Raw genomic sequence first — 12,513 nt, forward strand, 5'->3', positions numbered from 1 at the left:
ATAGTACGAGTATAAAAGAGTTGCACTCGGTAACACTTGTTACTGAGGTGATAGAAAATGAATGAACAAAACAAAAATCAAAACCAAGAAAATGCTCCAAAAACAAGTAATGGAGCACCTGAATCACAATCTTCATCCTGGAAGAAGCTGTTGTCTAAACGGTGGGTATACCCGGCAGCTTACATCGCCGCAGCAGCTATTATACTAACTTTAGTGTGGGCCTACCAGGACGCTAGCATGCAGTCTGCTGTGAAAGAAACAACAAAGCAAGTGTCTGAGAAGGGTGAAGCTGTTCCTACCACTGGAGTTTTGGAAGAAGGACCTGTTGCAAGTGAAGTAGAAGGCAAGTCTGAAAATCTAGCATGGCCGGTAGCTGTTGCATCTGAAGTAAATGTAGTGAAACCTTTTTATGACTCTGCAGCAACTACAGATGAAAAAGCACTTGCTTTACTAGAGTACGATCAAACTTTTATTGCCAACGCCGGGATTGATTTAGCAAGAGCTGATGACCAAACGTTTGAAGTTCAAGCTGCACTGAGTGGTAAAGTGACTCGTGTAGAGCAACATCCGCTGAATGGAATGGTTGTAGAAATTACGCATGACAATGATCTCAAAACGGTATACCAAAGTGTCGCTGATGTAAAAGTAAAACAAAGCGATGAAGTAAAACAAGGTGACATCATTGCGATCTCAGGCAAGAGTGAACTTGGCAAGGATCTTGGCAACCACGTACATTTTGAAGTGTACGAAGCAGGGAAGCCTGTAAATCCAGAGCAATTCCTGAAAAAATAAAATAGGTAGGTAAAACAAAGAAGCAGTGGGACATGCCCGCTGTTTCTTTTATTTTATAGAAGGAATTCGTTTTGGGACAAACCTGTGGATAACAAAATAGAAAATAATTGATCGTTGCAAAGCTTGTCACCCCGTGAAACCGTGAATATCTAAGCATGCCTCTCATATAATGTACCAAACTATCCACAGTAGGGAGGCGGGAGCGTGCACGATTACATTAAAGAACGGACCATAAAAATCGGACGCTGTATCGTTGAGACGAGGAATACAGTCCGTACCATCGCTAAGGAATTTGGGGTTTCAAAGAGCACGGTGCATAAGGATTTGACCGAACGACTGCCGGAAATCAATCCTGATCTTGCAGATCAGGTAAAACACATTCTCGAGTACCATAAATCGATTCGCCATTTAAGGGGAGGCGAGGCAACCAAGATTAAATATAAAAAAACGAATGGAAAAAATCGAGAGGTACTCGCTTCCGGAAAGTCGTAATTCCCATAAAGCTCACGTAGGCCAATAAGCATACAAATACGTTGAAGACCTCCCCTGAAGTATGATATGTTAAAAGATGGTATAAGCTTAAACACAAGACTTCTTATCTGCAGGATCCGACAGAGAATGTAGCTAATAGCGAGCAATGTATGAAGTACATAGGTAAGAAATAAGAAATAATTATACGATCAAAAATATCTCTTTGGGGGCTCTTTATATGCTAAGCAAGGACATCGGAATTGATCTTGGTACGGCCAACGTGTTGATTCATGTAAAAGGGAGTGGCGTTGTTCTCGACGAACCTTCGGTAGTTGCGATTGAGAGTGGATCAAAGAAAGTTCTTGCTGTGGGAGAAGATGCACGCCGTATGGTCGGCAGAACGCCAGGTAACATTATTGCAATTAGACCTTTGCGCGACGGTGTCATTGCCGACTTTGATATTACAGAAGTGATGCTGAAGTATTTTATTAACCGGGTTGGCGGCAAAAGTTGGTACAGCCGTCCCCGTATTTTAATTTGTGCACCGACAAATATCACCTCTGTAGAACAGAAAGCCATTCGTGAAGCAGCGGAACGCAGTGGTGCCAAAGAGGTATTTCTTGAAGAAGAGCCCAAAGCCGCAGCGATTGGAGCGGGAATGGATATTTATGAACCTAGTGGGAATATGGTCATTGATATTGGCGGAGGAACGACCGATGTGGCCGTACTATCTATGGGCGAGATTGTTACCGCTTCTTCTATTAAAATGGCAGGGGATAAGTTTGACCAAGCGATTTTGAAATATATAAAAAATAAGTACAAGCTATTGATTGGGGAACGGACTTCGGAAAATATTAAAGTAGCGATCGGAACCGTAAAACCGGGAGGTCAGCAGGAAGAACTCGATATTCGTGGACGTGATATGGTAAGCGGCTTACCTAAAACAGTGACGGTCACTTCAAGTGAAGTGCAAGAGGCACTCGCTGATTCGGTAGCTTCGATTGTAGCTTCGGCTAAGTTTGTCCTCGAACAGACACCGCCGGAATTATCCGCGGATATTATTGATCGGGGTGTTATTTTAACAGGTGGGGGCGCTTTGCTTAAAGGATTGGACGAGCTTTTAACAGAAGAACTTCGGGTACCTGTACTCGTCGCGGATGATCCGATGCACTGTGTTGTCAAGGGAACGGGACTGATGCTTAATCATTTGGATCGTTCCCTTAAGAAAAAGTTCTAAGGTACCGATATAGGTAGTAGTTGTAATAATAAGGAGGGACCTAGTGTGATTCGAGGTCTTTATACGGCAGCAGCGGGAATGGTTGCTCAACAGCGTAAACATGATACGGTAACACAGAATATGGCTAATCTTAATACGAACGGTTACAAGCAGGTGGAGAGTCTGGTTCGTTCCTTTCCGGAAATGCAGCTTAGCAGAAGTGGTGACTCATCTTCCGGTAGTAAGTTGATTGGCAGCTTAAATACAGGTGTGTTTGCAGAAGAAAGCATGTCTATGAATGTGCAGGGAGATCTTACACCCTCAGATAAAATAACAGATTTTGCGTTATATTCAGATCTTAGCGTTATTAATCCCAATACAGGCGAAGCTATTCCCTTTGATGCTTCTGGTAAGTTTATTAGTGATAATGGTGATGTAATTTATAAGCCGCAGGCTTATTTTACCGTACAGGATAATGAAGGAAACGTTAAATATACCCGGGACGGTAGTTTTCAAGTGGATGCGGAAGGCAGGCTGCTAAGTTCAACGGGCTATGAGGTATTGTCAGATAATGGTGAACCTATTCGATTGACAGGGGCCATGAATCAATTTAAAGTGGACGAGCAAGGACAGCTAGTGAATCCTCTGACAGGAGAAATCACAGGTGAGAGACTTGGAATTACCATCGTGGATGACCCTTATCAGTTAGTCAGAGAGGGTAATGGGAATTATATACTAAACTCGGAAAGTGCGGGATCAGTGCGATTGCTTGGTGCAGAAGACCGGGTTCAAGTGAAGCAGGGATTCTTGGAACGTTCGACAGTGGATTCAGCTCAGTCGATGGTTGATTTAACTGCAGCTCTTCGAGCCTATGAAGCCAATCAGAAAGTAATTCAATTTTACGATAAAAGTTTGGAAAAAGCCGTAAATGAAATCGGGCGTGTGTAGAGGTACTACATAATTTTGAAGTTTGGGGGATTATATGAACAATTCAATGATCAGTGCTCTCGTTTCCATGACGAGTTTGCAGCAACGATTAGATGTAATCGCAAATAACGTTGCGAATGTAGATACGGCAGGTTACAAGAGCAAACAAGCTTCATTTGAAGATGTACTGACAGGTGTTCAGCAGCAGGCTTCCTCATTGTCGCGGGATGGCAGAGCAACTCCGCTCGGTTTTAATGTAGGCTATGGTGTGAAGATGACATCGATTACTCAAGATATGGCTCAAGGTGAACTGAACGAGACAGGGAATCCTACAGATTTGGCTATTGAAGGAAATGCACTGTTTACTGTAGAAGTGAATGGTCAAAAAGCATGGACAAGAGCAGGTGATTTCCGTTTTGTACCGGATGAGTCGGTTCAGGACCCAAATGCAGCACCTCGGGTGAGACTCGTAACGAGTGATGGTTATGCTGTGCTTGGAAGAGATAATCAGCCTATTACTGCACCGGCAAATGCTATCGTAGCATTTGATTCAAGCGGTAACTTATTAGTGCGCGACAGTAACTCTTCTGATGCTAGGATTGCGGGACAACTTCAACTTGTTGAACCGATGCGTCCTGAAGGACTCGCTGCTAGCTCAGATAACATGTTCAGCTTAATTTCTGGAGCCAGCGAAGACATGGTTTTTGGAGAAAATGCGGCAACTACCATTCCTGAGGCAACCATCCGGGCAGGATATGTAGAGAATTCCAATGTAGATCTAACGAGTGAAATGACGAAAATGCTTGAAGTACAGCGCACTTACCAGCTGGCTGCCCGCGCACTGAGTTCAAGTGACACGATGATGAATCTTGCGAATACAATGAGGGCATAGGTGAAAGTTATGAATGAAGAAGAAAAAGTAGAGAAGAAGAAGGGATCTTCACGGAAGATCTTACGCCGGCTTCTGATTCCGCTGCTTTTGATAGTTGCTTTAATCGGAGGTATGTTAGTCGGTTATGTTGTCGTTGGTGGACGAGATATCGGATCTGCCTTTGATTACCGGACATGGAAACATATATTTGATCTTGTTTTTGCACCTTAACTTGGATAGGTAGAGCATAGTAATGTGGATCATTTGAAAAACGAAACTCCTGTGAAGCAGGAGTTTTCTTTTTGTTCCCGAAAAATGTATAATGATGGGGGACTTTGCGGTGTAAACTGCAAACACAAAAAGGGCTGATTCCCTTAGACCGTCAGTACGAACTGTGCGGCACAAAGGAACAAGCCCCTTATCTTAACCTTCACTACTGCAGATGATGAAGGATATAATCAGTATGGACAAAGAATGAGTTGTTTATGCATCGTAAGGAAGGGGTTTATAAACATATGTTAGATATTAATCAAATTCAAGAAATCATTCCTCACCGACCTCCCTTTTTATTGGTCGATAAGATCGTGGAGATCGAGGAAGGTAAACGGGCAGTTGGAATTAAGAATGTAACCATCAATGAACCGTTCTTCACAGGTCATTTTCCAGGCTATCCGGTTATGCCGGGCGTACTGATCACAGAGGCACTCGCTCAAGTAGGTGCGGTCGCTATTCTTAAAGTGGAAAGTAACCGGGGAAAGATTGGTTTCCTTGCGGGTCTTGATAATTTCCGTTTCCGCGGACAGGTTGTACCTGGTGATACCCTAGAGCTGGAAGTGGAGATCACACGTCTGAAAGGTTCTATTGGAAAAGGAAAAGCAACAGCTCGTGTCGGCGATAAAGTAGTAGCAGAAGGCGAGATTATGTTTGCTCTATCTGATCCGCAGTAGGACAAATGGTACGGAACGAGATGAATGGATTAGCTTACAATCATGAAATAACCACATAGAGAACCCTAATTACATATGGGATAAAGGAGAATGGTGACGACATGTTAAGTGAAACTGCGAAACAAGCTTTGGAACAATGGCTTAAGGATCCATCTATTGATGAGGAAACAAAACAGGAACTGACGAGCTTGTCTGGAGATACGAACGAGCTTGAAGATCGTTTTTACCGGGAGCTTGAGTTCGGTACAGGTGGTCTGCGCGGAGTCATTGGAGCTGGCAGCAACCGGATCAACCGTTATACGGTAGGAAAAGCAACACAAGGTTTTGCACGCTACATTATTGAAGGCCATAACGGAGAAGGCAAGCCTTCTGTTGTTATTGCTCATGATTCTCGCCATTTTTCGCCGGAGTTTGCCCTCGAGGCTGCTTTAGTACTGGCTGCGAACGGTATTGTGGCTAAACTGTTTACCTCCCTGCGTACTACACCTCAGTTGTCCTTTAGTGTACGTCATTTGCAGGCAACAGGTGGAATCGTTATCACGGCAAGTCATAACCCTCCAGAATATAATGGATACAAAGTATATAATGCTTCTGGCGGACAACTTGTGCCGGATGAAGCAGAACGCGTAATTTCGTATATTCAGGATGTGGCTTCTCTTGCTGACGTGAAGAAGCTTACACAGGCTGATGCAGAAGCACAAGGACTGCTGGTATGGCTTGGTGAAGCAGAGGATGAAGCATTCATTGAAACCGTTGCTGCAGAAAGTTTGAACCGGGACCGTATCGTTGCTGAGTATAGCAAAGATTTCAATATCGTCTATACACCGCTGCACGGTACAGGAAACATACCTGTAACAAAAGTGCTGGAGCGTATTGGTTTTAGTAATCTGCATGTTGTTCCTGAACAAGCAGAGCCGGATGCGAATTTCACTACAGTGAAGTCACCTAATCCAGAAGAGCGTGAAGCTTTCACACTTGCCATGAAACTCGGTGAAAAAGTGAATGCAGATATTATCATTGGTACAGATCCGGATGCGGATCGTATGGGTGCAGTTGTAAAAGATAAAGAAGGTAAGTATTTTGTACTCTCAGGTAACCAGTCCGGTGCGATTATGACGAATTATCTCCTCGGTCAGTTAAAAGAGCGCGGACAGCTTCCTACGAACGGCGCAGTGGTAAAAACCATTGTAACCAGTGAAATGGGTGCCGTGATTGCCAAACATTATGGAGCGGAAGTGTTTAATACACTAACGGGCTTTAAATATATTGGCGAGAAGATGAATGCTTTTGAAGAGACAGGAAGTCATACCTATCTATTTGGATACGAAGAAAGCTACGGCTATCTCGCAGGTAATTATGCAAGAGATAAAGATGCCGTACTCGCTGCTATGCTGATTTGTGAAGCGGCTGCTTATTATAAGAGTGTAGGCAAAACCTTATATGATGTTCTTCAAGAACTGTATGAGCAGTTTGGTTATTTCTTAGAGAACTTGCAGTCCCGCACATTAAAAGGGAAAGATGGCGTGGCACAAATTCAGGGCATTATGACCGAGTGGCGTACTTCTGCTCCAGAAGAGATCGCTGGCATTAAGATTCAAGAAGTGCTGGATTATTCCACAGGTATTGATGATCTTCCTAAAGAGAATGTGCTTAAATTTATTCTTGAAGATGGTTCTTGGTTCTGCTTGCGCCCTTCAGGTACGGAACCGAAGATTAAAATTTACTTTGCCGTTCAAGGCGAAAATAATGAAGATGCTCATATAAGAATTCAGCGTCTGACGGATGCGGTTATGGGCCATATTGATCGCTAGTTAAGAGCTTGTTTGATTTCTTTTTATAAGAAATGTTAAGTTAAATTCAGGAGCCTTTCCGCACCGTTTCGGGTTGTTTGGCGGAAAGGCTTTTGTGTTGGAATGAAGTTACAGAATCGTTTATATGCTGAGCTGTTAAATATTTGCGTGCTGGGCATGATATGGCTTGAAAAAGGTATAAAATTTAGGAGGTACACATCGGTGCGTCAAAAATGGCAATATTGGAACACGGTTTCTCGTAAGTGGCTATGGATTATTGTAATTATTGGACTTATTGCTACTATTCCTGTCATCTACGACCGTGTCACAACAGAATCCAGTTCCAAAAATGTAGAATTGGTATTCGATTATCGGGATCTTGTGGATGTCGCTGCATATCAGGTTCACCCGCAGGACTTTATTGATGAAAAATTAACGGAACTTAAAAATGCAGGCGTTACTACAATGGCGTTGTATGAGAGTACGCTGGATGAATTCCGTAAATCTCGTCGTATCATGATCTATAACAGTCTTGATGTGGCAAATATGTCCGGTGAAATTTTACCGGAGAATGAGAACTATACCTATATTCTGTTTACGAATGAAGAGAATAAAGAAGTCTTATCTCCCGTTATTGAGGACACATTCCGTAGACTGGAAATTCCAGTACGTACATGGACTCATGAGGATAAAGAAGGGTTGGTTATTGAAACACCTGTAGAAAATGCCAACCTTAAGCCGATGACGCCGGATCCAATTACGATGAGTGATCTAGTGGATCGTGGTTTTAGCATTATGCCCCGGTTAGGTGATTCACTTCCTTATGATCAGCAGTCTGTAGCTCAGTTAATGGATGTGTTTGAACAGTTCGGTGTCAAACGAATTCTGTTTGAGGGAGACAAGGTTAAGGGATATAACGATAATGAAGAGCTGAGAAGTGTGTCATCCTTTGCAGAGCTTCTGAATCAGCATGGTATTGGACTTGCTTCCATCGAGAATTTGAAAGTACCACAGCATGGTTTCAGTACCCTTGCTTATCTTACAGACTACAATGTAGTTCGTCTTATTTCCCTAAGTGAACACGATGCAAATCTTTCTCCGAAAGTAATTGCAGATCGATTTACACTGGCTACGAAAGATCGTAATATCCGCATGATCTACTTGAATGCATCACCTTCACGCAGTGCGCTGCAAGCAGCAGTTACAGATCCTTTGGATAACTTGCTGGATGCTCTAGGGGAAGAAGGACATGCAGTAGAACGAATGAAAGAGAATGGCTTTACAATGGGTCAAGCCGAGCCATTCAAAGTACATGAAACGCCAGGTCAGAAATATTACAAAGCAGTAGCCGTGGTCGGCAGCATTGCTATGATCGCATTAATGGTTTCCTACTTCATTCCATTCCTGACTTTGCCGGCTTTTGTGTTAGGGATTCTCGGCAGTGCGGGATTATATATACTCAGACCGTCTCTTATGGAGCAAGGTGTCGCTCTACTCGTTGCGATTAGTGCTCCAACCATTGCGATGGTGCTTGCCGTACGCCGTATCAATGCAATGCAGCTGAGGAATTCTGATCTTTCGGTGAAGGATCGCGTGATACAAGCGCTTGTTTTATTTGTTCGAACATCGCTGTTGTCCTTCCTGGCTGTTCCGTTTATGATTGCTCTGCTGAATAACATTACGTATGCACTTGTAATCGAGCAATTTAGAGGCGTAAGTCTATTGCACCTAGCTCCAATTGCACTAACAGCGTTCTATGTTCTGTTCTACCGCAAAGCTCTGAGTATGGCTTTTGTTCGCAAACTACTGAATGAGCCGATCACTCTTTTGTGGATACTGGCAGCCGGTATCATAGGTGTGGTAGGCTATTATTATCTGACCCGTACAGGGAACTCGGGCAGTGTGACTCCAATTGAAATGGTACTTAGGACATTCTTGGAGGATACCTTTGGCGTTCGTCCTCGTAACAAGGAATTTTTACTCGGGCACCCGATGTTTATCGTAGGAGCATTTATTGCTCTTAAATATCGAAATGGAATTTATTTAATGATTATTGCATCGATTGCTCAATTGTCTATGGTGGATACGTTCGCTCATATTCATACACCAGTGCATCTTTCTCTTATTCGTGGGGTGTTAGGTCTCGGACTTGGTCTCATCGTTGGATTGATTGCAATTGTGGTGTGGCAAGTTTTGGAAGGATGTTGGAAAAGATGGTCACCACTACTAAGAAAATAGTTATCTCAGGATATTATGGTTTTAATAACAGCGGGGATGAAGCAGTACTTAAATCGATACTGACTGCACTTGAGTCAGAAAGTCAGCGAACGAAAGTACAGGTAGAACCCATCGTACTCTCAGGCGATCCCGAGTGGACACAACGAAACTATGGTGTTCGTGCCGTGCATCGTATGAAACTTGGCGAGATCCGCCAAGCTATCAAAGAGAGTGATGGACTGATTAGCGGAGGAGGCAGCTTGCTGCAAGATGCAACAGGCTGGAAATCCATCCCTTATTACCTCGGTGTTATTAAACTGGCACAGAACATGAAAAAACCAACATTTATTTATGCACAGGGGATTGGGCCTGTCAAACGTGGTATTTTCAAAACGATGATTCGCGGGATATTTAAACACTGTGAATATATCTCGGTTCGTGATGAAGAATCAGCTAAGCTGATTCAGGATTTAGGGGTAAGATGGAATGATGTGCGCATCGTTCCTGATCCTGTTATGGGATTGCCTCTCCCGGAACTAACGAAGGTACAAAAGACAACTTTCGGGGGAGGAAGCGCAAGAAGAACAACTCCAAAGTCAGAACAAGAAGAAGAGCTGAAGGTGATTGGAGTTTCGGTGCGTTTTTGGGAGAAAGATCGTACGGAACTGGATCAGATTGCGGAAGGGCTCAAACAATTTGCTTCCAAACATAAAGTGCATATTCGTCTGCTTCCGTTCCATCTGCCTTCTGATGAAGAAGCATCCACGTATGTGAAACAGAAAATAGGGCATCTAAATGAAACAGGCAGTAAAGTAAGTATTTGTTCGAACGTAACGGATCCGCAAATGATGCTCCTAGAAGTATCCCGCTGTGAACTCGTTCTCGGCATGAGATTGCACAGTTTGATTTATGCAGCTTCTCAGCGTGTACCCGTGATCGGTGTTTCGTATGATCCGAAGATTGATGCTTTTCTGGATCGACTGGACTCAGAAGCGATCGGAACAACTGCTTCGCTGCAAGCAGGCAAGCTGGCAGAAGAGCTCGAAAAAATACTAACGAACCGTAAAGAATGGCTTGAGGCTAGGGAAGAAACAATTACTTCGCTTAAAGAACAAGCTCAGGAACCTGCGGTCCATATTTTAAAATTTCTAAGCGACAAAGGATGAATGAGTCATGAATGAGCATATGGAGCAAGTACAGACCTTGTCTGTACCGACCGTGCCCATCTTTGGAATTCCGTTTTCACGCATGGATATGAAAGACACGGTAGCCTATCTAGAAGAAGTCGTACGTACAGGGCAGATCCACCAAGTGATCACCGGTAATCCAATAATGGTGATGACAGCGCTGGAGGATCCAAAGTATATGGAGGTCATGAAATCGGCTGAGCTGGTTGTTCCTGATGGTACGGGAGTGGTATGGGCAGCGAACTACTGCGGCACTCCTGTTGCAGAACGAGTAGCGGGTTTTGATCTACTACATGAATTAATGCGGGTTGGTGAAATCCACAGATGGAGAGTATTTCTTTTGGGATCTACACCTGAGGTGATTCAAGAGACAGCAAACAGGTTACAAAAACAGTATCCTGGTGTCGTGATCTGTGGATATCGCGATGGCTTTTTTGATTCGGATCAAGATGATGAAGTGATTGCCGAGATACGGGAATCAGCTCCAGATCTATTGTTCGTAGCGCGTGCTGTCAATAACCAAGAGCCGTGGATCGGTGAACACAAACATAGATTAGGAGTACCACTTGTTATGGGCGTCGGCGGCAGTTTTGATGTCATTTCAGGAAAATCAAAGAGAGCTCCCGCTGTTTTTCAAAAAATGCGAGCGGAATGGCTCTATCGTTTACTGCGTGAACCGACCCGGGCAAAAAGAATGCTGGCTCTACCACAGTTTGTTACGAAAGTTGTGCGTGAAAAAGAAAACGTGACAAAATTGGTGTAAATGGAGGAAGAATTGCTAATATCTTTGATTTTTGCTAGAAAACAGGGATAGTAATTCATGAATCTAGGGAGTATAATGCATGGAGTTAGTTTTGATAAATTGGGGGTCGAATGAGCACATGTTAATGTTCTATATCTTGGGATTTATCGTAGCTCTTGGACTAGCGGTTCTACTTACTCCGCTCGTTAAGAAGTTTGCGATAAAGGTGGGAGTCGTTGACGTGCCTGATGCACGTAAGGTCCACACCAAGATTATGCCAAGACTTGGCGGTCTCGGGATATTTCTTGCTTTTATGGTCACATTGCTGGCATTACTTCCGTTTGTTTCGGAGTACTTCACTGCTCGGGATAACCGCTTCATCTATGCTTTCATCATTGGAGGAACAATGATTGCCCTCATTGGTGCTATGGATGATAAATTTCAGTTATCGGCCAAAGTTAAATTTTTAGCTCAAATTATTACGGCGTGTGTAGTAGTATTTGCCTTTGATATTCGAATAGATTTTGTTAATATTCCATTTGTTGATGCATATTCTTCACTAGAACTGTGGATTTCGATTCCAGTCACGATCTTCTGGATTGTGGGCGTAACCAATGCAATTAACCTGATTGATGGACTAGATGGTCTTGCAGCAGGGGTATCCGCGATTGCTATTGGTACCATTGCGGTGATGTCCTTCATCATGGGGAATATCGTTACAGCTATGATCTGCATGGTACTTTTGGGCAGCATCATTGGATTCTTGTTCTTTAACTTTCACCCTGCGAAAATCTTTATGGGAGATACAGGATCGCTGTTCCTCGGATTCAGTCTTGCCATGTTATCTCTACTTGGATTTAAGCAGATTGCTGTAGTAACCTTGATCACACCGCTGATTATTATCGCGGTTCCACTCTCGGATACACTGTTTGCCATCATTCGTCGTTTCCTGAATAAGAAACCGATCTTTGCACCGGATAAAGGTCACTTGCATCATCGCTTGCGTGATCTTGGGTTCAGTCATCGTCAAACCGTACTTATTATTTACGGAATTGCTGCATTTTTCGGAGTGCTGGCTGTCATCCAGTCCGCTGCTGCGATTCATGAGGCCAACTGGGTAACCTTTGTGGTAATCTGTGTAATGATGTTCTTCCTGCAGATTGGGGCGGAAGTCATTGGTCTGATTGATAAGACAAAACGTCCGGTTCTGAACTTCTTTAACAAGCTTCGAATGAAAGCAGCAGAGGCCAAAACAAAATCATAATCTATACTCATGTTATACTATGAAACTGCTATTATCTTATTTTTCAATATTTCATAAACCTTATTCTCTTTTACGGGAATAAGGTTTTT

The 12,513-nt window shown here is 43.3% G+C and carries 12 protein-coding genes; all 12 read left to right on the top strand.

Translation table 11 applies throughout. The features are described 5' to 3' along the window. Nucleotides 1–57: 57 nt before the first annotated feature. The 12 genes from ACWPWY_RS20900 to ACWPWY_RS20955 all read left to right on the top strand — a co-directional run bounded on the left by ACWPWY_RS20900 (nucleotide 58) and on the right by ACWPWY_RS20955 (nucleotide 12,424). Complete coding sequence (locus ACWPWY_RS20900; RefSeq protein WP_454193514.1) at nucleotides 58–792, top strand: peptidoglycan DD-metalloendopeptidase family protein; 735 nt, start codon at nucleotides 58–60, stop codon at nucleotides 790–792. Nucleotides 793–996: 204 nt separating this feature from the next. Beyond that, nucleotides 997–1,284: a sporulation transcriptional regulator SpoIIID gene (gene spoIIID / locus ACWPWY_RS20905; RefSeq protein ID WP_160032722.1), complete on the top strand. Its 288-nt coding sequence runs from the start codon at nucleotides 997–999 to the stop codon at nucleotides 1,282–1,284. Nucleotides 1,285–1,501: 217 nt separating this feature from the next. After that, complete coding sequence (gene mreB / locus ACWPWY_RS20910; protein WP_454193515.1) at nucleotides 1,502–2,500, top strand: rod shape-determining protein MreB; 999 nt, start codon at nucleotides 1,502–1,504, stop codon at nucleotides 2,498–2,500. 45 nt (nucleotides 2,501–2,545) lie between these two features. After that, nucleotides 2,546–3,427, top strand: coding sequence for a flagellar hook-basal body protein (locus ACWPWY_RS20915; RefSeq protein WP_454193516.1), 882 nt, complete (start codon nucleotides 2,546–2,548; stop codon nucleotides 3,425–3,427). A 34-nt stretch (nucleotides 3,428–3,461) separates the two neighbouring features. Next, nucleotides 3,462–4,298 carry a flagellar hook-basal body protein gene (locus ACWPWY_RS20920; protein ID WP_454193517.1) on the top strand — a complete coding sequence of 279 codons (837 nt, stop codon included), beginning with the start codon at nucleotides 3,462–3,464 and terminating at the stop codon, nucleotides 4,296–4,298. Between the two features lie 9 nt (nucleotides 4,299–4,307). Continuing rightward, a complete protein-coding gene (locus tag ACWPWY_RS20925) occupies nucleotides 4,308–4,508 on the top strand; it encodes a DNA-directed RNA polymerase subunit beta (protein WP_454193909.1) in 201 nt (66 codons plus the stop codon). A 284-nt stretch (nucleotides 4,509–4,792) separates the two neighbouring features. Continuing rightward, on the top strand, nucleotides 4,793–5,224 hold the full coding sequence (fabZ, locus tag ACWPWY_RS20930) for a 3-hydroxyacyl-ACP dehydratase FabZ (RefSeq protein ID WP_160032726.1): 432 nt from the start codon (nucleotides 4,793–4,795) through the stop codon (nucleotides 5,222–5,224). 101 nt (nucleotides 5,225–5,325) lie between these two features. Beyond that, nucleotides 5,326–7,035: a phospho-sugar mutase gene (locus ACWPWY_RS20935; protein ID WP_454193518.1), complete on the top strand. Its 1,710-nt coding sequence runs from the start codon at nucleotides 5,326–5,328 to the stop codon at nucleotides 7,033–7,035. 201 nt (nucleotides 7,036–7,236) lie between these two features. Then, nucleotides 7,237–9,252 carry a DUF5693 family protein gene (locus ACWPWY_RS20940; protein WP_454193519.1) on the top strand — a complete coding sequence of 672 codons (2,016 nt, stop codon included), beginning with the start codon at nucleotides 7,237–7,239 and terminating at the stop codon, nucleotides 9,250–9,252. Beyond that, nucleotides 9,228–10,397 (top strand): polysaccharide pyruvyl transferase CsaB, encoded by a 1,170-nt coding sequence (csaB, locus tag ACWPWY_RS20945; protein ID WP_454193520.1) that lies wholly within the window; start codon nucleotides 9,228–9,230, stop codon nucleotides 10,395–10,397. Before ACWPWY_RS20940 ends, csaB begins: the two co-directional genes overlap by 25 nt. 7 nt (nucleotides 10,398–10,404) lie before the next feature. Continuing rightward, nucleotides 10,405–11,181 (top strand): WecB/TagA/CpsF family glycosyltransferase, encoded by a 777-nt coding sequence (locus tag ACWPWY_RS20950; protein WP_454193521.1) that lies wholly within the window; start codon nucleotides 10,405–10,407, stop codon nucleotides 11,179–11,181. Nucleotides 11,182–11,299: 118 nt separating this feature from the next. Further along, nucleotides 11,300–12,424, top strand: a complete 1,125-nt coding sequence (locus ACWPWY_RS20955; RefSeq protein ID WP_454193910.1) for a glycosyltransferase family 4 protein — start codon at nucleotides 11,300–11,302, stop codon at nucleotides 12,422–12,424. Nucleotides 12,425–12,513 lie beyond the last annotated feature (89 nt).

It is taken from the genome of Paenibacillus sp. Marseille-Q7038 (genome assembly GCF_965111595.1).

Bases quoted from the DNA above. Each gene is read 5' to 3' on its own strand.
- ACWPWY_RS20900 (WP_454193514.1), top strand. From the start codon at position 58: ATGAATGAACAAAACAAAAATCAAAACCAAGAAAATGCTCCAAAAACA.
- mreB (WP_454193515.1), top strand. From the start codon at position 1,502: ATGCTAAGCAAGGACATCGGAATTGATCTTGGTACGGCCAACGTGTTG.
- ACWPWY_RS20920 (WP_454193517.1), top strand. From the start codon at position 3,462: ATGAACAATTCAATGATCAGTGCTCTCGTTTCCATGACGAGTTTGCAG.
- ACWPWY_RS20925 (WP_454193909.1), top strand. From the start codon at position 4,308: ATGAATGAAGAAGAAAAAGTAGAGAAGAAGAAGGGATCTTCACGGAAG.
- fabZ (WP_160032726.1), top strand. From the start codon at position 4,793: ATGTTAGATATTAATCAAATTCAAGAAATCATTCCTCACCGACCTCCC.
- ACWPWY_RS20935 (WP_454193518.1), top strand. From the start codon at position 5,326: ATGTTAAGTGAAACTGCGAAACAAGCTTTGGAACAATGGCTTAAGGAT.
- csaB (WP_454193520.1), top strand. From the start codon at position 9,228: ATGGTCACCACTACTAAGAAAATAGTTATCTCAGGATATTATGGTTTT.
- ACWPWY_RS20950 (WP_454193521.1), top strand. From the start codon at position 10,405: ATGAATGAGCATATGGAGCAAGTACAGACCTTGTCTGTACCGACCGTG.
- ACWPWY_RS20955 (WP_454193910.1), top strand. From the start codon at position 11,300: ATGTTAATGTTCTATATCTTGGGATTTATCGTAGCTCTTGGACTAGCG.